The organism is Roseateles toxinivorans, from assembly GCF_004362525.1.
GTDB classification, from domain to species: Bacteria; Pseudomonadota; Gammaproteobacteria; order Burkholderiales; family Burkholderiaceae_C; genus Paucibacter; species Paucibacter toxinivorans.
This window is the reverse complement of sequence record NZ_SNXS01000001.1, coordinates 1165050-1184952: the sequence shown is the minus strand read 5'-3', so window position 1 is coordinate 1184952 and position 19903 is coordinate 1165050. Positions and strand designations below refer to the sequence as shown.

At 66.8% G+C, this 19903-nt stretch carries 17 protein-coding genes; all 17 read right to left on the bottom strand.

Annotation, left to right across the window (positions count from 1 at the left end; all coding sequences use genetic code 11):
• Positions 1-92: 92 nt before the first annotated feature.
• Positions 93-1880, bottom strand: a complete 1788-nt coding sequence (locus DES47_RS05280) for a secretin N-terminal domain-containing protein (protein ID WP_133699571.1) — start codon at positions 1878-1880, stop codon at positions 93-95.
• A complete protein-coding gene (locus DES47_RS05275) occupies positions 1877-2281 on the bottom strand; it encodes a hypothetical protein (RefSeq protein WP_133699570.1) in 405 nt (134 codons plus the stop codon). The genes DES47_RS05280 and DES47_RS05275 overlap by 4 nt, the downstream gene beginning before the upstream one ends.
• On the bottom strand, positions 2278-2937 hold the full coding sequence (locus tag DES47_RS05270; RefSeq protein ID WP_133699569.1) for a hypothetical protein: 660 nt from the start codon (positions 2935-2937) through the stop codon (positions 2278-2280). Before DES47_RS05270 ends, DES47_RS05275 begins: the two co-directional genes overlap by 4 nt.
• On the bottom strand, positions 2934-3617 hold the full coding sequence (locus DES47_RS05265) for a PilN domain-containing protein (protein ID WP_133699568.1): 684 nt from the start codon (positions 3615-3617) through the stop codon (positions 2934-2936). Before DES47_RS05265 ends, DES47_RS05270 begins: the two co-directional genes overlap by 4 nt.
• Positions 3618-3631: 14 nt before the next feature.
• A complete protein-coding gene (locus DES47_RS05260) occupies positions 3632-4666 on the bottom strand; it encodes a hypothetical protein (protein WP_133699567.1) in 1035 nt (344 codons plus the stop codon).
• A 77-nt stretch (positions 4667-4743) separates the two neighbouring features.
• Complete coding sequence (locus DES47_RS05255) at positions 4744-8421, bottom strand: DUF6701 domain-containing protein (RefSeq protein ID WP_166651862.1); 3678 nt, start codon at positions 8419-8421, stop codon at positions 4744-4746.
• Entirely contained in the window at positions 8418-8903 is a 486-nt protein-coding gene (locus DES47_RS28635; protein WP_166651861.1) for a hypothetical protein, read from the bottom strand. The genes DES47_RS05255 and DES47_RS28635 overlap by 4 nt, the downstream gene beginning before the upstream one ends.
• On the bottom strand, positions 8884-9738 hold the full coding sequence (locus DES47_RS05250) for a type II secretion system protein (RefSeq protein ID WP_166651860.1): 855 nt from the start codon (positions 9736-9738) through the stop codon (positions 8884-8886). The genes DES47_RS28635 and DES47_RS05250 overlap by 20 nt, the downstream gene beginning before the upstream one ends.
• Positions 9725-10303 (bottom strand): type IV pilus modification PilV family protein, encoded by a 579-nt coding sequence (locus DES47_RS05245; RefSeq protein ID WP_133699564.1) that lies wholly within the window; start codon positions 10301-10303, stop codon positions 9725-9727. The genes DES47_RS05250 and DES47_RS05245 overlap by 14 nt, the downstream gene beginning before the upstream one ends.
• Before the next feature lie 50 nt (positions 10304-10353).
• Positions 10354-10833 carry a pilus assembly FimT family protein gene (locus DES47_RS29535; protein ID WP_208114905.1) on the bottom strand — a complete coding sequence of 160 codons (480 nt, stop codon included), beginning with the start codon at positions 10831-10833 and terminating at the stop codon, positions 10354-10356.
• 18 nt (positions 10834-10851) lie between these two features.
• Positions 10852-11235: a type II secretion system protein gene (locus DES47_RS05235; RefSeq protein ID WP_133699563.1), complete on the bottom strand. Its 384-nt coding sequence runs from the start codon at positions 11233-11235 to the stop codon at positions 10852-10854.
• Positions 11236-11379: 144 nt separating this feature from the next.
• Positions 11380-12615, bottom strand: a complete 1236-nt coding sequence (locus DES47_RS05230) for a type II secretion system F family protein (protein ID WP_133699562.1) — start codon at positions 12613-12615, stop codon at positions 11380-11382.
• A gap of 7 nt (positions 12616-12622) precedes the next feature.
• On the bottom strand, positions 12623-14359 hold the full coding sequence (locus DES47_RS05225) for a GspE/PulE family protein (RefSeq protein WP_133699561.1): 1737 nt from the start codon (positions 14357-14359) through the stop codon (positions 12623-12625).
• A gap of 7 nt (positions 14360-14366) precedes the next feature.
• Complete coding sequence (locus tag DES47_RS05220; RefSeq protein WP_425057405.1) at positions 14367-16859, bottom strand: GspE/PulE family protein; 2493 nt, start codon at positions 16857-16859, stop codon at positions 14367-14369.
• Between the two features lie 187 nt (positions 16860-17046).
• Complete coding sequence (locus tag DES47_RS05215; RefSeq protein WP_133699560.1) at positions 17047-18348, bottom strand: TRAP transporter large permease; 1302 nt, start codon at positions 18346-18348, stop codon at positions 17047-17049.
• Positions 18341-18886 carry a TRAP transporter small permease gene (locus DES47_RS05210; protein ID WP_133699559.1) on the bottom strand — a complete coding sequence of 182 codons (546 nt, stop codon included), beginning with the start codon at positions 18884-18886 and terminating at the stop codon, positions 18341-18343. The genes DES47_RS05215 and DES47_RS05210 overlap by 8 nt, the downstream gene beginning before the upstream one ends.
• Positions 18886-19866 carry a TRAP transporter substrate-binding protein gene (locus DES47_RS05205; protein ID WP_133699558.1) on the bottom strand — a complete coding sequence of 327 codons (981 nt, stop codon included), beginning with the start codon at positions 19864-19866 and terminating at the stop codon, positions 18886-18888. Before DES47_RS05205 ends, DES47_RS05210 begins: the two co-directional genes overlap by 1 nt.
• Between the last annotated feature and the right edge of the window lie 37 nt (positions 19867-19903).

Below are 19903 nucleotides of genomic sequence, written 5' to 3'. Positions count from 1 at the left end.
GCCTGGCCCTGGCAAGGGCCAGGCGCGTCGGCGCGCGTCGGAGAGCACGCAGGTGCTCTCCTCGGTCGCGCCGAAGCCATCCGGGCTACTTGCTACTTGCCGTTGACGGTGATCACCCTGCGCTTGGCGTCCATCGCCTCCAGCGCCGCGCTGCTCTGCTGATTGAGCTGCTCCCAGTCTTCGGCGCTGCGGATGATGGTGGGCTTGATCAGCACCACCAGCTCGCGCTTGCGGGCGGTGTTGGCGCGGTTGCCGAACAGTGTGCTGGTGAGGGCGTTGTCGCCGCTGCCGGGCAGGCCGGAGCCGCGGCGGGCGGACTCCATCTGCATCAGGCCGCCGATGGCGACGATATTGCCGTCGGCGATCTTCACCACCGTGTCGGTCTCGTTGGTGCTGCTGGAGGCCAGCGGCAGTCGGAAGGTGCCCACCGTGCCGAGGTCCACCTGCTTGACCTTCTCGGTCACCGAGGTCACCGAGGGGTGGATGTGCAGGGTGATCATGTTCGCCTCATCGATCTGCGGCGTCACGTCCAGGGCAATGCCCGAGAAGAACGGCGTCAGGGTCAGGGTCGGCACCGTCTGGGTGTTGTTGTTGGTCGTGGTGTTGTTGTTGGTGTTGTTGCTGGCGCCGGTGATGCCGGTGACGAAATAGTCGTCGGTGCCGACCTTGAGCACGGCCTTCTGGTTGTTCAGGGTCGCCACCCGCGGGCTGGACAGGATCTGCACATCGCCATGGGTCTCCAGAAAGCTCAATAGCGCCTGGAAGCCGCCGCGCGACAGCGCCAGCCCGAAGGCGCCGGAGCCGGCCACCGGCACTCCGACCAGATCGCCCAGCACGGCGCCAGCGGATGAGGTGGACAGCACCGGCAAGCGGTTCGAGTTGCTGACCAGCGGATTGATGATGGTGTTGACACCGGTCGGTATCGACGGGTTGACGCTGGTCTGGCCCATCGCGCCTCGGTTGCGCAGGATCGACCAATCGATGCCGCTCTGGTAGCCCTCGCGCAGCTCGACCTCGACGATCTTGGCCTCCAGCATGACCTGGCGCTCGACCGAGGCACGGGTGGAGCGCAGAAAGGACTCGATGTGGCGCAGCTCGTCGGGCATCGCGCGCACGGCGATGGTGCCGGCCTGTGGGCTGGCGATCACCGCGCGGCCCGGCTCGTTGCGCAGCAGGGCCTTCAGTGCGGCCGTGGTCTCGGCCCAGAAATCGTTGTCGGTGGTGGTCGAGATCTGGCTGCTGTCGGGCTGCGCGATGGCCGTGCCGGGGGCTGCCGTGTTGCCGGTGCTGCCCGTGCCACCGGGGTTGGGCTGCACCGGCGCCGAGCCCGAGCTGACGCGGACTTCGCTGCGCCCCTTGCGCTGATTGTGCAGGTAGTTGAGCGTGTAGATGCGGGTCTGCATCGTCGGCGGATAGACGGTGATGCGCCGGCCCTCTATCCTGAAGTCATAGCCATACACGTCGCGTATCGACTCCAGTGCCTCGCGCAGGGTCACGCCCTTCAGGGTCACCGACAACTGGCCGCTGACGTCCGGGTGGACCAGCATGCTGTAGCGGGTGTCGGTGACCAGGGACAGGAACACATCGCGCATCGGCGCGCCATTGACGACGAGGTCAAAACGGGGCTCGCCCGCGGCCTCGCTGCGCGGCGGCTCGGCCGGCAGCGGCACGGCCGCGGCGGCCGCGGCCTGCGGGTTGGGTGTGGCGGGACGGGTGGCGGCCTGCGACTGGGCCTGCAGCTCGGCGCGGATGCTGTTGCCGGAGTCGGCCAGCTTCAGCGGCTTGTCGGCACAGGCCGCGAGCAGGGCGACGGCGGCCAAGGCCAGCAGGCTGCGGGCGGGGGACGGTGAGAATTGGCAATGGCCAGGTTTCATCATCATGGCTGCTCCTTGTTGTTCTTTGGGGGGGCCATATGGGTTCGTGTTTTCGGTGCAGCGCCCTCGGTGCCGGCAGGGCGCTTCTCAACCCCGGCGTAAAGGCTGAGGCGTCGCGTCACGCCGCCTTCCTTGAGCCAGACGGCGCCATCGCCAATGCGGGTAATGCGGGCCTCGCCCAACGCGTCACCGACGCCCAGACGGCGACCGGCAACGATCAGATAGGGGCGGCCATTCAGCACCATGATGTGCTGGGGCTCGGTGCTGCTGCCGGCAGGTCCGGCGCCTGAGGCCGGCAGTGTCGCAGGGCGGGCAGCGGCGGGTGCCTGTGTCGGGTCGCGCAGCGAGTCCTGGGCGCTGGCTGATAGCGCCTGAACACCGAGCCACAGCAAGAGCAGCGTCTTCATGTCCGCCCCCCCACCAGAAACACCTGTAGCTGCAGCAGCGCCCGGCCCGAGTCACTGCTCAAGCGCAGTTCGCCCCAGCGCAGCGTGGGCAGCGCCGCCTCCAGTTCGGCGAGATAACGCATCAGATCCAGATAGTCGCCGCTGACCTGCAGCTCCACGCCCCGCCACTTCAAGCTGGACGGGGTGGCGCTGCCCGACTGGGGCAGGGCGGCGTCGTCCAGTGTCTGCAGCTTCACCAAGGTCAGCCGGCCCTGCTGACGCAGCAGCCGCCCCATCACCTCCGGCAGTTGCGACTGGTTGTCCAGGAGTCCCGAGCGTTGCTGCAACTGCTGATCAAGTTCCAGTGTCTCGCCCTGGGCGGCGCGGATGGCGGCGCGCAGCTGGCCCTGCGGGCTGTCGGCGGAATTGAGCTGGGTTGCCTCGGCGAACTGCTGGCGCAGGGTCTTCAGCTCGGTCGCCTGGCGCTGCTGGTTCTGTCGCGCCAAGGCCTGCTCGGCGGTGAGCGGTGCGATCAGGAACTGGTCCAGTACGGCCGCCAGCACCAGGGCGATGGACAGGAACAGGAACACGCGCTCGCGCAGCGATAGCGCGTCAATGCGCTTGGCCTGTGTTTGCCAGCTTGTCTGCCAGCGCGCCTTCAGCCGGGTAGTGTTCATGGTGCCGATGCCTTTGATGGTGCCGGAACCGGCGTGCTGGCGCTGACCAGGGTGAATCGCCAGCGCGGTCTGGCGGCGCCGCGCAGCGCGGGGCCGGCCTCGCTGCCGGCCGCCAGGGTGCCGTCAGGACCACCGCTTTCGATGCGCTCGACCTTGACGGTCGCGAGCTGCTGGCCCCTGAGCAGCGGATGGGCGGCCAGCTGCTGCACCCAGGGCTGCAGGGCCGGCGGCTCCAGGGTCAGGCCTTGCAGCTCCAGCCGGCCGCTGGTCCAGCGCAGCTCGGTCAACCAGACGGGCGGCGGCACGGTGCGAGCCAGCAGGCGCAGCAGGTCGGAGTGGCTCTGGCCCGGAAGGGCACGGCCCCGACCGAGTTCATCGATCATCTGCCGGCGCTGCAGCAGGCCCTGCTGCAAGGCACCGAGTTGCTGGTTCAGCGCCGCCGGGTCGGTGCTGCCGGGCAGGCGCATCAGCGCGTCCATCAAGACCTGGCGCTCGTTGTTGGCCTCGGCCTGGATCTGCTGGTAGGACTGCCGCGTCTGGCGCGACTGCCACAGCAGCCAGGCGCTGATCAGCAGGGCGCCGGCCAGCAGCAGGCCCAGGGCCTGGGCCATGGCGGTGGCCGAAAAATAGCGCTTGGGCGCAAGCAGTATCGGCGTGAGGAGGTTGATTTGCTGGGCCATGGCGTGTCAGCCTCTCAAGGCTTGCGCTGTTCGCTGCGCAGCAGGGCGCCCAGCAGGGGCAGGCAGGCGGCGTAGGCGGCCAGATTGTCGGACCTGGCCTCGAAGCCGCTGAACAGCGGCGCCAGCTCCATGGCCTGGGTACGCAGGCCCAGTTCGCGCTGCAGCAGGGTGGCCAGCTCCTTGTCGTGCTCCGGGGTTTTCAACTGCAGCAGCGCCAGCGGCAGGTCGGGCCAGGAGCGTTCCCAGACATCGATGGAACGCTGCAATTCGATCACCATGGCCGAGCCCTCGGCCTCGGCGGCCGCGCCGTCATCGGCAAAGCCGATATCGTCACCGGGCATGTATTCGAAGCCCAGCGGCGGCGGCGCGGCAGGCTTGGGCGCAAAGCCGCCCAGCGCGCGCAGGCGCAGGCGCTCGTCCCAGTCCAGGCGCCGGGTGTAGAACAGCTCGCCCTGGGCGCTGACGGTGAGCAGGCAGCTGCCGTTCTGGACCATCAGCGCGGCCGTGGCGCGCTCGGCCAGACCGGTATGTTGGGCGGCAGCGCTCTGCAGATTGCGTTGCGCCGTCTCCCAGATATCGACGGCATCGAGGTTGAGCCCGGCACTGGCCGACCACTCGGTCAGCTCGCGCAGCGCGGTGTTGGCCGCGGCGACGACGAACAAATGCTTCTGCGCCCGCGGTGCGTCTCCGCCGACATGCATCACGTCCAGGGTCAGGTCATCCAGATGGGCCTCGACCATCTCCTTGATCTGCCAGCGCGCGGCGGCCTTCAGCTCATCCTGCGGCACATTGGGGGTCTCGATCTTCAGGATCTGGTAGTGCTCGGCCCCCAGCAGGGCCACGACTTGCCCGGCACCCAGGCCCATGCCGCGCACCCGGCGGGCAAACTCGGGCAGGCTGGCATCGCCGCGTTCCTCGACGCCCCAGCGCAGCACGCGCAGCGGCTCACCGGCGCTGCTCACATCGGCCTGCACATAGGCGAGGCTGTCCGGCGCCAGGTACAGCGCCAGTTGGTTCTTGTGCCTTGCCGTGCGCCATGGCAATTTCATATCAGCGCCCGCCCGGCCGCCCGAAGGGCGCTGAACGTCCCCTTGGGGGGCAGTGAGCGAAGTGAACGTGGGGGCATCTAGTAGTTTTCTCGCTGGTAGATCAGATTGTCTGCGCCACGATACAGGCCAAACGTGGCCCGTGCGGAGGGGTCTTTCACGTAGCTGCTTCCGCACCACGCTCCGCGCAGATAGCTCATGCCCGCGCCGGCGGTGGCGGCATCGGCCGGGGATGGGCTGAAGCCCGCCATGCAGGTGCTGGCCGTGGCGCTACTGGACAGGCTCAACGCCACATCGAAACTGCCGCTGCGTCCGCCGCCGGGCTTGCTCAGGATCAGCCTGGCGCGGCCGGCGCTGACGGTCACCGGACCGGCTGCGAGATTGCTGTCGGCGGCGATCAAGGTCTTGCGGTAGTTGCCGAAGCCGACCTGGCTGGGGGCGATGCGGGTGCAACTGTCCAGCGTATTGTCGACGAAGCCGCTGCCGTTCCAGTACTGTGCCGCCAGCGGCATGGACAGGTCGCGGTCCTGCGCGCCCATTGCGTTCATCAGACGCAGGCGGCCGAAGCGCAGCGGCACGGTGGCCAGGCGGGTGCGGTCGCTGGCGCCGCCAGCAATCGCGAGGTCGTAGGCGGCCATCAGCACGCCGTCGCTGTCTCTGGGGGCGATGCCGAAGCTGGCGGTGTCAAAGGGGCCGTCCGGGGCTGCCGCACGGCGGGCCTGTGCCTCCAGGGTGATGCCGGCCACCCCATTGGCCCAACTGCCGTCGGACGCGCCCAGGAGGAGGCGCGAGGTGCCGATGGAGAAAACCGTGCTGCCGCCGATGCCGGCGAGGTTCCAGACGCCGGCCACGGTCGGGTTCAGCTTCGCCAAGCCCCCCTGGTAGTTGACAGTCGTGGCACCCAGCGCGTTCTGCGCGGTCAGCGTGAAGGCCAGGCTGAAATTCTCGTCCAGATAGCTGAAGGTGGAGGCCGGCGTGCAGGCCGCCGCACTGCGCAGCGTGGCGCTGGGCGTGCTGAGCCCAAAGCGCGCCGGGACAAAGCGGCCGACGTTCACCGGAGTGCCTTGCACATTGCCGAGGCTGGGCTCCGCCACCGAGTTGGCGCCAAGGTAGTTGCCGCTGGCCACGACCGGGGTCAGCGTGATCGTGCCGACCTCGGGCCAGGAAAAAGTGGTGCCTGTGGCCACACCGGTCGAGAAGCTGCCGAAGCCGCTGGCGTTCGTCAGCGGCGGCGCACTGCCGCCGGACGGCAGCTTCACAGCCACCATCAGCTTCACGCCTTCGGGACTGCTCTCCTTGCCATAGTTGGGCGTGGCGTTGTTGGAGGCATTGATCGCCGTGACCGTGGCCGAGAAGTTCTTGCCTGCTGCGATGAAGGCCGGATCGGTGTCCGCCACGCTGGCCGAGACCGGTGAGGGCGCCGGGTTGTTGCCGGCGCCAGTGGCGACGCAGTTGCCGGTGCCGCTGGTGCTGCACTTGATGGCCGAGAGCTTGAAGCCCTGGGGCACGGTGGTAAACCCGGCTGAGCCGGTCATGACGAGATTGCTCTCAAGACCGCTGCTGGGTGCGTAGCGGGCGGCCAGGGTCATCGTGCCGACATCGGCGTACTGCAGGTTTACCTGGGCAACGCCGCTGGCGTCGAAGGACAGATTGACGTTGGCGCCGGTGGCGCTGCAGGCGGCCGTCAAATTGTTCGATGCGTTCAGCGCGGCGCCGCCGACGCGCACCGGCAGCGTCCCGGTGGCCGGGTTGACATAGGTGCAGCTGAAGGTCACGGCCTTGGTGACGCTGGCAAAGGCCGGCGTGCAGGCCTGGCTGTTGTCGGCCTTCTTTACCGCGGTGACGGTGATGGCCCGCACGGCATCTGAGATGTGGCTGGGCACGCTGAGCACAAAACCCGCGTCGACGGCGCTGAAGCTGCAGGACGGCGAGCCGAAGTTGCAGGTGTTGCCGGTGGATGTGCTGGGTGACAGCGCACCCACGCCCAGCAGCACGCTGCCCGGTGTGGTGACCTGCAGGCTCTTGGTCACCGAACTGCTGCCCGCTGCAATGGTGAAACGTGAGCCAGAGGCAGCGCCGGTGCTACCGTCCCAATTCACGGCCGGGCTGCCGGTGGCGTTCAGCGTGCCGGAGATGCCGCCCGTGTAAGGCACCGAGCAGCTCGCGTTCTGGCAGGCACGCACGGTGACCGTGCTTGGCGCGCAGGTGATGCCATTGCCGCTGGCGTGCTGGATCTCGAGGTGGTCGATGACGAAGGCCGGGCAGGGGCGGGTGGCGTTCATCACCGTGTTGACCTGGGCCGTTGTCAACACGTAGTTGTAGATCTGCACCTCGTCGATAAAGCCATTAGCCGAGTTCACACTGCCCAAGGTGTCGACAAAGCCCGAGACGTTGTCGCCGACATGCAGGTAGCCGGCCTGGGCCGTGACGGTGCCGCTGCTGGTGAAGGCCGAGGCAGTCGGTGCCGCGGCGTTGACGAAGACCTGCAGATTGTCCTGATTGCTGCCGGCGTTGCCATTGAAGTTCCAGGTCACGGCGATGTGGACCCAGGTGTTGGCCGAAAAGCTCTGCGCCGGTGTAGTGACCGAGCGGACAGCGCCGGTGCTGTCCTTGACCTCGAACAGCAGCGCCCCGCCGGCTGTCTTGGTCAGGAAGAACCATTGGCCGTTGACGGCCGTGGCGTCCAGCAACTGCGCGCTGCTGCTGCTCCAGGCGCTGTTCGCTCGGTACCATAAGGTCACCGTGCCGGTGCCCAGCAAACTGAGTGCGGTGTCGCCGATGTTCACGCCGGTGCGCACCGCATCCACCTTGCCGGCGGCGCTGTTCGGCGCAATGTCGGCCGAGCGGCAGACCTTGCCGGTGGAACTGGTCTGCGCCGTGCCCATCGCACTGCCCGAGCGCGCGCCGGCCGAAGAGTCGAGCACCTGATTGGCGACGCCCGACACCCAGGCACTTTCGTCGAAGGCGTAGTTCGCCAGCGGTGCCGGCAAAAAGAACTTGATCGCGGAATTGGCTGTCGGCTCGGTCGCGGCGCCAAAGCTCAGCACCTGGTAGTTGGTGGTCGAGACCTGCCAGCCGACCTGGGCCGTGCCGGTGCCGCCATGGCTGATGTTGTTGCCGTACTGATAGACGAAGCTGCCATCCTCGTTGAGGATGATCTGCAGGTCGAACGAGCCGCTGGTGTTCGTCGAGGTGACCCATTCGGGCACGTTCTTCCAGGTCACAACGAACTGCCGTGCCGGCGCATTGCCCAGGGTGGCGACGCTGACGTAACAGGTGGCGATGCTGGCGCAGGGGGTCTTTTTCGACGCCGACGGATAGTTAGGCTTGTCAATGAGATTGGTCGAGTCCAGATCGACGCCGAACACCTTCATCGTGCCGTTCATGCTGGCGTTGGGGTAGCCGTAAGGATAGGTTTGCGGCGGCCCGACGCTGGCCGTGCCCGAGCCGCAGGTGGTGTTGCCGAACTGCAGCCGGCCATTGCTCATCACATAGAGGCTGGTGTAGCTCGAGGCGCCAAAGACGAAGGTAAAGCCGATCGGGATCGAATCGCTGAGCGTGTCGTCCAGCACCGGCGGCGCGGTGCCACAGCCACTGCTCGCGTTGAATTTGTAGGGCGTGGTGTTGTAGCCGATCTTGCTGTGCGCGCTCGAATCGATGAAGTTGTAGGTGGTCGAACCGCTGGTGTAGGTCTGGGCCGAAGCGCTACTTGCCGCCAGCAGCGCCGCAACCATCAGCCAAAGCCGAGCCCAACTCATCGGACCACCGTGCGGCTCAGCTGCCGCTCCAGATAGGTCGGCTGCACGCCGGCCGTCGTGTTCGGACAGCTCGTTCCCGAGGGCGCATTGCAGGCGTTGGCGATGAGCTGGTAGAAACTCAGGCTGGTCGGGCCATCGCTTCCCTGGGTGCGCACGCAGCTGATGCTGACGATGAAGTCGCCGAGCGTGATGCTGGTGTTGCCGAAGCAGGCTGGCGGGGTGTCCGCTGCGGGTGCTGCGGGCCTGGGCGGCGCGCGCAAGACCTGGAAACTGGCCCATTCCAGCCCCGCATAGGCTGCCTGGTAGGCCCGCGCGGCGCCCAGCTCGGCGGCCGCTCCGAGGTGCTGGCGCATGCTCATCTTGGCCATCGCCGCGCCCAGCACGGCCAGCACGACCAGGATGAAGACCACCGACACCAGCGTGAAGCCGGCATCGCGCCGCGCTGAGCAGGAACCGGGAGCGTTAGGGCAGGTTGTCGACATGGATCGCATGGTAGAGAGAAACCGTCTCGGCGCCGCTGCCGGTGTTGGTGCTGAGCGTCAGCTGCAGGGTCACCAGGGCCGCGCGCGCGGCCACCGCGGCGCCCGAGTAGCTGAACCGGCAGTCAGTCACGCCCTTGGCCAGCACGCTGCTGCTGCCACTGAGCGGAGGGTCGGGCTGGGCGGCCTGGAAGCCATAGCCCTGGTAGCGGGTCAGGGTCTGTACGCCGGGGGTCAGGTCGCAGCGATAGCTGACCGGCGCGCCAACGGCATAGACACGGTAGGGCGGCGCCTGGCTGCCTGCAGGCAGGTTGGCCACCGAATTCAGCGTGATCGTGCTGGCCGTACCGGCCCCGTTGCTGGCGGTCCGGCGGTTCGAATTCTGCTGCTCGGCCGCGCTGCCATTGGCCGCATAGGCATTGGCATCGGGCACGTCGGGGCCGAGGTTGTAGAACACCAGCTGCTGCGAGGCGCCCAAGGTCAGCGGAGGGCCAACCAGGTCGAAGCTGGTGTCGGCGGTCGAGTCCACGCCAAAGTCCAGCTTGCCGGCGCCCTCGGTGGCGTAGCGGGCCGCGCCGGTGGTCGGTATCAGCTCCAGGCTGCGACCGCTGGCCGTGACGCGGGCACTGTTGGGCAGGGCGATGGCCAGGTCGCGCGAAACGCGGCGCAGCGCCGTGTCGGCCTGATCAACCAGATTGGCCCGTGCGGCGGTGGCCAGATAGGCCTGCACCGGCGCGACGATGAAGATGCTGACGATGGCCCCCAGGATGCCGGTGATGACGATCACCATCACCGATTCGACCAGGGTGAAGCCCCGCTGCCGGTCAAAGGGCCGCATTAGGTGCATAGCGCCCTCGGTAGCCGCTCAAGACGATCTGGGTGCTCGACGGCCCATTGACGGTGACGGTGACAAGCAGCGCATCGCCGCTGGCCGCGCTGATGCTGCCCAGTGCCGCCGCCGCCACACTGACGCTGGCGCTGTAGCCGGCAAGGCCTGGCACCGCCGCGTTGCTGATGTCGACAATGCCGTTCATCGCGTAGCCGTGGTAGTCGTTGACGTTGTCGAACTGCGGCGAGGTGGCGCGCGTCTCGCCGCCCTCGGGCCCGATGTTCTCGACCAGGCTGTCGCATTCGGCGGCGCTGTCGGCGGTCTCCACATTCGCATCGGTCGCCTGGCAGAAGGTGAAGGGCATCAGCTGCACCTCCTGCAGCAGCGATTCGGCAATCGCCAGCGCCTGGCGCTGGAGCTGTGGGTCGGCGCTCTGGGCACCGGCCTGCATGAACACGCGCAGCACGCCGGCCAGCGCGGCGCTGACGACGACGATGAAGATCAAGAGCTCGATCAGCGACAACCCGCGCTGGGCAGCTTTTATTCGGGACGGGCGCGACAAGGGCAGGGACATGCAACAGGCTCCTTCTCGCATGCTAAGGCTGCGCACGGCCGCCATAAGCCTCATGGAAGCAGGTAAAACAGGCCCGTTTCATGTTCCAGCCGATAGGCCTGGGTGTAACCGCTGGCGCTGACGGTGATCGTCAGCGCCGCCGCGGCGGAGGTCAGGCTGCTGCCTGAGTTGGCATGGTTAAAAGTGATCGAGCGCGTGCCGGGCTCTGCGATGCAAGGGCTGGATGTGGCCGGACAGGGCAGGACGGCGATCGCCGCGCCGTTGACATAGGCGAAGCTCAGGCCGGTCGGGGTGATGGTGGCGATGATGGGCCGGCGCTGCGTCAGCGCGCGGCGCTGCAGCGCCTGCAGCTGGCTCTGCATATCGTCTCCAAAGGCGCGCAGCCGCCACATCTCGGTGTCCACCAGTCGGGGCAGGGCCAGCACGGCCAGGGCACCCAGGATCGTGATGACGATGATCAGCTCGATCAAGGTAAAGCCCGCCGCGCGTGAGCGGGGCGGGCTTGTCAGAGAGGCGGCTCGCTTCAGCACGAGCGGCGCTTGGCAGGGTCAGAGGATGCCGATGGCGGTGAAGCTCTGCTTGATGGCCGGCGTGGCGATCAGGCGCACTTCGCAAGTGGTGACGGTGGCGTCGGCAGCCACGACTGTGCCCGGTACGGTGATCTCCATCGTCGCCGGGATGCCGCCGGTCAGGGCATTCTTGACGTCGCCGCAAGTCTTGATCTCGACACCTTTGGTGGCGTTGGCCTTGCGTGCCGCATAGTTGACCGAGGCGGCCGAATTCAGGGCGCCGGCCACGCCGTCGATCGATGCCTGCTGGGCGTCACTCTTGATGTCGACGAACTTGGGCAGGGCCACGGCGGACAGCACGCCCAGGATGACGATGACCATCACCAGTTCGATCAAGGTGAAACCAGCTTGCTTTGCGTTCATGGACTGCCTTCTAAGGGGTTGAAGTGGGTCGGCCCGCCTGATCAATGCCTCATCTCGCGGACGCTTACCCACCTATCGGAGCGCCGCCGGTATCACTTGAGTGCAAACTTCACGGCGCCCGACGCTTTCGCCGATTCCTGCCGATCAACCGGGCCGTCCCATCGCCGCCTGGCCGAGGTTCCACAGCGGCAGGAAGACGCCCAGCGCCAGCACCAGCACCATTGCGCCGATGATCAAGAGCAGTACCGGCTCGATCGAGGCCGACAGGCCCTTGATGCTGTAGTCGGTCTCGCGCTCGTACATCTGCGCGATCTCGACCATCAGCGTGTCGAGCTCGCCGGTCTCCTCGCCGACGGCAATCATCTGCAGCACGATAGGTGTGAAAACGCCGGCCGCGGCCGCGCAGCGCGAGATGCTCTCGCCGCGTTCGACGCCATCACGCATCTGCTCGATGCGGTTGCCGATGAAGGCGTTGTCCACCGTTTGCGCCACCACCGTCATCGCCTGGCTGATGGGCACGCCGCTGCTGCTGGCCAGCGCGAAACTGCGCGCGAAGCGGGCCAACGTGGCCTTGAGCACAATAGGCCCCGCAATCGGCAGGCGCAGCTTCAGGCGATCCCAGCGGTAGCGGCCCTCGGGGCTGGCGAGCACGCCGCGCACCACCACCACCAGGCCGACGCCAGCGGCCACCAGCATCGGCCACCATTGCAGGGTCCAGCTGGAAAAGCCGAGCAATATCCGCGTCATCAGCGGCAGCTCCGTCTTGAAGCCGGCAAAGGCTGTGGCAAAGGTGGGCAGCACAAAGATGTTGATGATGACCACGGCGATCACCATCGCGACGATGACCATCATCGGATAGCGCAAGGCCTGCTTGATACGGGCGCGAATGTCGAGTTCGAACTCAAGATGCTCGGACAAGCGTTGGAAGACCTCGGTCAGCCGCCCGGTCATCTCGCCAACACGCACCATGGCCACGTAGAAGGGGCTGAACACCTTGGGGTGACGGGCCAGTGCGGCCGACAGCTCGCGGCCCTGGTCGAGGCTGGCGCGGATGTCTTCCAGCAAGGCAATCAGCGATTGCTGCGCGGTCGAGGCCTGCAGGCCGGCCAGCGAGCGAAGTATCGGCACGCCGGCCTTCTGCAGCGTGTAGAGCTGGCGCGACAGCACCAGGCAGTCTTCCATGCTGACCGGCCGCGCACCCAGGGCGTGCCACCAGTCCTGCTTGGGCGCCGACAGGCTGGCGCCGGCTGGCCTGATCTGCACCGGCGTGACGCCACCAGCCAGCAACTGGCCGGCGACCGCGTCCTCGGTCTCGGCGTCGAGCACGCCGTCAATCTGCTCACCGCGGTTGTTGCGGCCGCGCCAGGCGAAGGTTTGCATGCCCTGTTCAGTCTTCCGTGTCGGTGCCCACGCGCATCGCCTCGGCGATCGAGGTCTGGCCCCGCCGCACCAACTCCAGCGCGCGGTCGGCCAGCGTCTTGCCGCGCAGCCGCTCGCGGGCGGCTGCCATGAAGGCGGCGGTGTCGCTGCGGGTGGCGGCCTGCGTCAAGGTGGCGTCCATCTCCAGCATTTCATAGACGCCGCGCCGGCCGGTGTAGCCGGTGCCGTTGCAGACCGAGCAGCCACGTCCGCGCAGGGTGCGCATGCCCGCGCCGTCCTCCCCGGCCATGCTGGTCAGCCACGCCGCCTCCTGCGGCGTGGCCTCGTGCGGCTCGGCGCAGTTCTCGCAATTGGCCCGTACCAGGCGCTGTGCGATCACCGCCTGCAGCGAGGTGGCCACCATGAAGGGCGGTGCCCCCATGTCCAGCAGCCGGAATGGCGTGCTGGCGGCGTCGCGCGTGTGCAGGGTGGATAGCACCATATGCCCGGTGATGGCGGCGCGCAGGCCGATCTCGACCGTCTCGGCGTCGCGCATTTCGCCGACCAGTATCACGTCCGGGTCCTGGCGCAGGCAGGCGCGCAGCACGCGGGCGAAGGTCATGTCGATCTTCTCGTTGACCTGTACCTGGGTCAGGCCCGGCAGCCGGTATTCGACCGGGTCTTCGACGGTGATGATCTTGTTCTGCTCGGCATCGACCTCGGCCAGTGCGGCATACAGCGTCGTCGTCTTGCCCGAGCCGGTGGGGCCGGTGACCAGCACCATGCCGGAGCTGCGGCCCAAGAGTTCGCGAAAGCGGGCCAGCATGTCCTCGGGCATGTGGATATTGTCCAGGCGCCGAATCGCCGAACCCTGGCCCAGCAGACGCATCACCACCGACTCCCCGTACTGGCCGGGCAGGGTGGACAGTCGCACGTCTATCGTGCGGTCGCGCAGACGCAGGGAAAAGCGCCCGTCCTGCGGCAGGCGCTTCTCGGAAATATCGAGGCCGGCCATCAGCTTCAGCCGCTGGGCCAGTGCCGCGGCAATGCGCTTGTCGGCCTGCATCTGGGTCTGCAGGACACCGTCGATGCGGTTGCGTATCAAGAGCTCGGTTTCCTGCGGCTCGATGTGCACGTCGGACGCGCCGGCCTGGGAGGCATCCTCGAACACCGATTGCAGCAGGCGCACCACCGGCGCGCCCTCCTGGCCGACGCTGGCCTGCAGGGCGCCGAAGTCCACCGCATCGCCAATGTCCTTCTCCAGCGCCCGGGCCAGGCCGCTGATCTCCTCGGTACGGCGGTAGTGGCGGTCGAAGGCCAGCGGCAGCTGGCTCTCGGCGACCACGGCCATATTGATCTTGCGCTTGAGCAGCCGGGTCAGCTCGTCATAGGCGAACAGGTCCAGCGGGTCGGCCATGGCCACCAGCAGCGCCTCGCCCTTGTCCTCCAGCACCAGCGCGCGAAAGCGCCGGGCGGGCGACTCGGGCAGCAGGCGCACCAGCTCGCTGCGCAGCGGAAAGCTCTTCAGGTTGACGAAGGGCACACGCAGCTGGCGCGCCAGCACATGGGCCAGGGCCTCCTCGGTGATCAGTCCGGCGTCGATCAGCAGGCGACCCAGCTTCTTGCCGGTACTGCGCTGCAGGTCTAGGTTCTGCTTGAGCTGCTCCTCGGAGATCAGCTGCTGCTGGACCAGCACATCGCCCAGGCGCAGTTTCTGCGGCTTGCCGGCCTCGGCCGGGGCGGGGGTTGCGGGTTCGTTGGCCATCCTGGGCTCAGACATTGCTCATCGCGCGGACTTCCTCGATCGTGGTCTCGCCCTGCAGCACCTTCTCGATGCCGTCCTGGCGCAGCGTGCGCATGCCCTCGCTGAGGCCGACGTCCAGGATCTCCTCGGCGCGGGCACCGGTCTGAATCATGCGGCGCAGCTCGCGGGAGATGACGAGCAGCTCATGCAGGCCGGCGCGGCCCTTGAAGCCGGTGTTCTCGCATCTGGCGCAGCCCGGTGCGCGGTAGCGCATCAACTTGCCCTGTTGGCCGAAGCGCTTCTGCCAACCGGCCAGCAGCTGGGCCTCGTCCGGCCGGTGCTCAGCGGCGAAGACATGGCGATAGTCGTCCAGCAACTCCTGTTGCTCGGTCGCGGGCAGTGGCTCGGCGCGGCTGCAGGCCTTGCACAGCCGGCGCACCAGGCGCTGGGCCAGCACGGCCAGGAGCGAATCGGCAAAGTTGAACGGATCCATGCCCATGTCGAGCAGGCGCGTCACGGTCTCGGGCGCGCTATTGGTGTGCAGGGTGGAGAGCACCAGGTGGCCGGTCAGCGAGGCCTCGATGGCCATCTGCGCCGTTTCCTCGTCGCGGATCTCGCCGACCATGATCACATCCGGATCGGCGCGCAGAAAGGCGCGCAGCGCCTTGGCAAAGGTCCAGTCTATCTTGGGGTTGACCTGGACCTGGCGCAGCCCGGCCTGGGTGATTTCGATCGGGTCCTCGGCGGTCCAGATCTTGCGCTCGGGCAGATTGATGTGGCTGAGCGCCGAGTGCAGGGTGGTGGTCTTGCCCGAACCGGTCGGCCCGACGCACAGCACCATGCCATAGGGGCGGGACACAGCGTCCTTGAGGCGCCCCAGGTTCTCGGCCGACAGGCCCAGCTGGTCCAGCGCTATCGGCTTGGCCGAGGCCAGCAGGCGCATCACCAGGTCTTCCAGGCCGTTGTTGGTCGGAATGGTGGCCACGCGCAGCTCCAGCTTGTGCTGGGGCGAGAACTTGGCGAAATTGATCTTGCCGTCCTGCGGCTTGCGGCGCTCGGAAATGTCCAGATCGCACATGATCTTGATGCGCGCGATCATCGCGTTGCGGTAGGTGTGGGGCAGCTCCAGATAGGGGTGCAGGCGCCCGTCCTTGCGGAAACGGATCTTGACCTTGTCGCGGCCCGGATAGGTCTCGATATGGATGTCGGACACGCCCTGGTTGCTGGCCTCGATGATCATCGTGTTGATCAAACGCACCAGCGAGTTGTCGGACTGCTCCAGCGGCTTCTCGTCCTCGCGAGAGGGCCGGTCCAGCTGCTCGCGCTCCAGCGACTCGACCAGCTTGTTGGTGTTGTCGGGCTCGAACTCGACCGTCAGCGGCACGAAGTTCAGTTCGCTGCGCGCGTTGCCCTCGCTGCCGAAGCGCTCGTAGGTGGTGGGCAGGGCGAAGTGCAGCGAACCGACCTTGGTCAGGGTCGGCACGACCTTCATCTGGGTGATGAACTCGACCTCGTCCAGCGTGTCGCGGCGGGTCGGGTCTTCGAGGGCGACGATCAGCCGGCCATCGCGTATCAGCAGCGGCAGCACCTCCAGGCGCCGTGCCGCGGCGAAGGGCAGTTTGCGGATTGCATCGGCCTCCACCGAGAAATGGTCCACATCGACGAGCGGATAGCCCATCTTGCGGGCCAGCGCCGATTGCAGCGCCTGGCGCGAGACGACGCCCTTGCGCACCAACAACTCGCCCAGCGGCACCGAACGATCGCTGCGCTGCTGCTCCAGCGCCTCATCGAGCTGGCGGGTGGAAACCAGCTCCATCGCCAGCAGCGCCTCGCCTATTCGCACCATGGGCATCTTGGACTGCTGCTCGATGGCGACCAGCAACTGCTCGGCGGTGACCACCTGGTTGGTGACCAGAATGTCACCGACCCGACGCGAGCGCAGCTCCTGCTGCTCGCGTGCGATCTCCTCGATCTCGGCGGCGGTGGCGGCGCTGTCTTCCACCAGCAGCTTACCAATGCGTGTGCCGACGTCGAAGCTCGCGATCGCCTCATCGGGCACGAACACGCGCTGCACCGCGTCGCTGTCCTCGTTGATCGGATGGAACAGGAACAGGCCAATGCGGTCCTGCTCATAGCCGATGGTCATGCCGGTGAGCTCGGTCCCGTTCTTGAGCTCTATGGTGTATTCGAAGCGGGGGCGGCGGTCGAGCTCCATATCAGTGGAGCGGCCCTCGGTCAGGCGCGGCCGCGGTTCCAGCGGCTGCAGCAGCTTCATGGTGCTGAACTGGGCGAACTTGAGGCCCAGCGTGGTGCGCGCCGGTGGAATATTGATCTGCGCCAGACGCTCCTCGGGCACCATCAGAATCACCCGGCCGACCATGCGGCTGCCGTTCAGACCGATGATTTCGCAGGGCTCGGGAGCGGTCTGTGCCTGTGGCTGCGGGTAGGCGGAATAAGGGGGGGAGGGCCAGCGAAAGGGCTCGGGCTCGGCGGCCGCCGACGCAGACAGCTCCGCCGGCATGGTGGGCTCTGACCAGGTCAGTGGCGATAAATCGGACATAGCAATCTCCCAATACGGGCCGTCAGACACGGCACAAGCGCGCGCGACAAGCCGCCTGCGTCATGCTAACGCCATTGCGAGGATGGTATGGAGCGCCGCCTGCGCCCAGCGCACGGAAATACGGGCAACAAGTGCCCCTATTCTCTGTCTAGCCCTTCATCCGCAGGGGCAAATAGGTGACGATCTGCGGGAACACATAGATCAGCACCACCGCCGCAATCATCAGGAAGAAGAAGGGCAGGGTGACGCGCGAGATATAGCCAATCTCGCGCTTGGTCATGCCCTGCAGCACGAACAGGTTGAAGCCCACCGGCGGCGTGATCTGGGCCATTTCGACCACCAGCACGATGAAGATGCCGAACCACAGCGGGTCGATGCCGGCCTTGAGCACCGTGGGCATGACCACGCCCATGGTCAGCACCACCATCGAGATGCCATCCAGAAAGCAGCCCAGCACGATGTAGAACAGCATCATCATCATCAGCAGGCCGAAGGGGCTCAGGCCCAGCGTGGCGATCCATTCGGCGAGGTGGCGCGGCAGCCCGATGTAACCCATCGCCAGGGTCAGGAAGGCTGCCCCCGACAGTATCAGCGCGATCATGCAGTACAGCCGCGTGCCACCCAACAGCGAATCCTTGAAGCTCTGCCAGTTCAGCGAGCCTTGCAGCGCCGACAGTATCAGCGAGCCCAGCACGCCGACGGCCGCCGCCTCGGTGGCGGTGGCGATGCCGGCGTAGATCGAGCCCAGCACGGCGCCGATCAGGAGCACCACCGGAATCAGGCTGCCCGAGGCCCGCAGCTTCTCCATGAAGCTCATGGCCGCATCGGCCGGCGGCACCTTGTCCGGGTTGCGCAGCGCCCAATAGATCAGATAGCCCGAAAAAAGGCCGGCCAACATGATGCCCGGCAGCACGCCGGCAATGAACAGGTCGGAGATCGACACATCGGCGGTGACGCCATAGACGATCATGATGATGGACGGCGGTATCAGCAGGCCCAGCGTGCCGGCACCGGCCAGCGAGCCGATCGAGATGTCATCCGGATAGCCGCGCCGCTTCAATTCGGGCAGGGTCATCTTGCCAATCGTCGCGCAGGTGGCCGCACTTGACCCCGACACGGCGGCGAAGATCGCGCAGCCCACCACATTGGTGTGCAGCAGCCGTCCGGGCAGGTGCTGCAGCCAGGGTGCCAGGCCGCGGAACATATCGCTGGACAAGCGGGTGCGGAACAGGATCTCGCCCATCCAGATGAACAGCGGCAGTGCGGTCAGGGTCCAGCCCGAGGCCGAGCCCCAGATCGTCACGGCCATCGCATCGCCGGCCGAGCGGGGGCTGAACAGCGACATCGCCACCCAGGCCACGCCCGACAGCGCCAGGCCGATCCAGACGCCGCTGCCGAGAATCAGGAACAGCGAGACGATCAACAGCAGGGTGATGGCGATGTCATTCATTGTGCAGGGCTTCCTCGCTGCTGGCGACGGCACGCAGGCCGCGCCACTCCAGTTGCAGCTCGTCGACAAAGGCAATCGCCAGCACCAGCGTGCCTATGGCCATGCTCAGCTGCGGCAGCCACAGCGGCGTGCCGTCGCTGAGCGTGGAGATGTCATGGAAGGTCCAGGACTGATAGACCAATCGGGCGCTGAACCAGGCCATGGCAATGGCCAGCACCGAAGCCACGGTGAGCGAGAACAGCTCCAGCGCGCGTTGCGTGCGGCCATGCAGCAGGCCCAGGATCAGGGTCACACGGATGTGCTCTCCGCGCTTCAGCGTGTGGGCCAGGGCCAGAAAGCCGGCCCCGGCCATCAGATAGCCGGCATAGGCATCGGTGCCGGGCACATGAAAGCTCAGCTGGCGTTGTACGACCGACAGCAGCACCATCAGCAGCAGGGCGATCATGCACAGCGCCCCGAGGGCGGCTGTGACATCGAACAAGCCGTCGAGCAGACGGCGCGCCGCAGTCGGCGGCGCTGAGGTGGCGACCTGGGTCATCACATTTTCGAATAGCTGTCCACCACGGCCTTGCCCTCGGGGCCAGCCTTCTCCAGCCATTCCTTGAGCATGGTGTCACCGGCCTTCTTCATGTCGGCCTTCAACTGAGCCGAGGGCGGCAGGATGTTCATGCCGTTCTTCTTCAGCAGGTCCAGGTACTCGGTGTTCTTCTGCTTGGACAGGGCCGTGCCGCGGGTTTCGGCCTCTGCGCCCGCCTTCAGCAGGGCGGCCTGCGTGGGCTTGTCCAGCGCGTCGAAGGCGGCCTTGTTGACCAGCACGGCGTTCTTCGGCAGCCAGGCCTGGGTGTCGTAGAAGTACTTCAGGTGCTCGTAGGTCTTGGTGTCATAGCCGGTGGCGCCGGAGGACATATAGGACTCGATTACCCCGGTGGCCATGGCCTGGGACAGCTCGGCCGCCTGCACGGTGACCGGCTGGGCGCCGACCAGCTCGGCAATGCGCGCGGTGGCGGGGCTGTAGGCGCGCCACTTGATGCCCTTCAGATCGGCCGCCGAGTTGATCGGCTTCTTGCTGAAGATGCCCTGCGGGGGCCAGGCCACGCTGTACAGCAGCATCATGCCCTGCTCGGCCAGCTTCTTCTCCAGCGCCGGCTTCTGCGCCTTGTAGAGCTTGGCCGATTCGTCATAGCTGTCGGCCAGGAAGGGCAGACCATCGGCGCCGAAGGTCTGCCATTCGTTCTGGTAGTTGACCAGCAGGATCTCGCCCATCTGCGCCTGGCCGCCCTGCACGGCGCGCTTGATCTCGGGCGCCTTGAACAGCGAGGCATTGGCGTGTACGGTGATCTTGAGCTTGCCGCCGGTGGCCTTGTCCACATCGGCCGCCAGCTGCATCAGATTCTCGGTGTGGAAATTGGCGGCCGGGTAGGCGGAGGGCAGGTCCCATTTCACTTGCGCCTGGGCCACTTGACCGGCACCGCAGGCCAGCAGAACGGCGGCGAGGATAAGACGACGGGAAGCTTTCATGATCACTCCAGTGGGTGGGGTAGAACGACCTGCGAAG

Bases quoted from the DNA above. Each gene is read 5' to 3' on its own strand.
- DES47_RS05280 (WP_133699571.1), bottom strand. From the start codon at position 1,880: ATGATGATGAAACCTGGCCATTGCCAATTCTCACCGTCCCCCGCCCGC.
- DES47_RS05275 (WP_133699570.1), bottom strand. From the start codon at position 2,281: ATGAAGACGCTGCTCTTGCTGTGGCTCGGTGTTCAGGCGCTATCAGCC.
- DES47_RS05270 (WP_133699569.1), bottom strand. From the start codon at position 2,937: ATGAACACTACCCGGCTGAAGGCGCGCTGGCAGACAAGCTGGCAAACA.
- DES47_RS05265 (WP_133699568.1), bottom strand. From the start codon at position 3,617: ATGGCCCAGCAAATCAACCTCCTCACGCCGATACTGCTTGCGCCCAAG.
- DES47_RS05260 (WP_133699567.1), bottom strand. From the start codon at position 4,666: ATGAAATTGCCATGGCGCACGGCAAGGCACAAGAACCAACTGGCGCTG.
- DES47_RS05255 (WP_166651862.1), bottom strand. From the start codon at position 8,421: ATGAGTTGGGCTCGGCTTTGGCTGATGGTTGCGGCGCTGCTGGCGGCA.
- DES47_RS28635 (WP_166651861.1), bottom strand. From the start codon at position 8,903: ATGTCGACAACCTGCCCTAACGCTCCCGGTTCCTGCTCAGCGCGGCGC.
- DES47_RS05250 (WP_166651860.1), bottom strand. From the start codon at position 9,738: ATGCGGCCCTTTGACCGGCAGCGGGGCTTCACCCTGGTCGAATCGGTG.
- DES47_RS05245 (WP_133699564.1), bottom strand. From the start codon at position 10,303: ATGTCCCTGCCCTTGTCGCGCCCGTCCCGAATAAAAGCTGCCCAGCGC.
- DES47_RS05235 (WP_133699563.1), bottom strand. From the start codon at position 11,235: ATGAACGCAAAGCAAGCTGGTTTCACCTTGATCGAACTGGTGATGGTC.
- DES47_RS05230 (WP_133699562.1), bottom strand. From the start codon at position 12,615: ATGCAAACCTTCGCCTGGCGCGGCCGCAACAACCGCGGTGAGCAGATT.
- DES47_RS05225 (WP_133699561.1), bottom strand. From the start codon at position 14,359: ATGGCCAACGAACCCGCAACCCCCGCCCCGGCCGAGGCCGGCAAGCCG.
- DES47_RS05220 (WP_425057405.1), bottom strand. From the start codon at position 16,859: ATGCCGGCGGAGCTGTCTGCGTCGGCGGCCGCCGAGCCCGAGCCCTTT.
- DES47_RS05215 (WP_133699560.1), bottom strand. From the start codon at position 18,348: ATGAATGACATCGCCATCACCCTGCTGTTGATCGTCTCGCTGTTCCTG.
- DES47_RS05210 (WP_133699559.1), bottom strand. From the start codon at position 18,886: ATGACCCAGGTCGCCACCTCAGCGCCGCCGACTGCGGCGCGCCGTCTG.
- DES47_RS05205 (WP_133699558.1), bottom strand. From the start codon at position 19,866: ATGAAAGCTTCCCGTCGTCTTATCCTCGCCGCCGTTCTGCTGGCCTGC.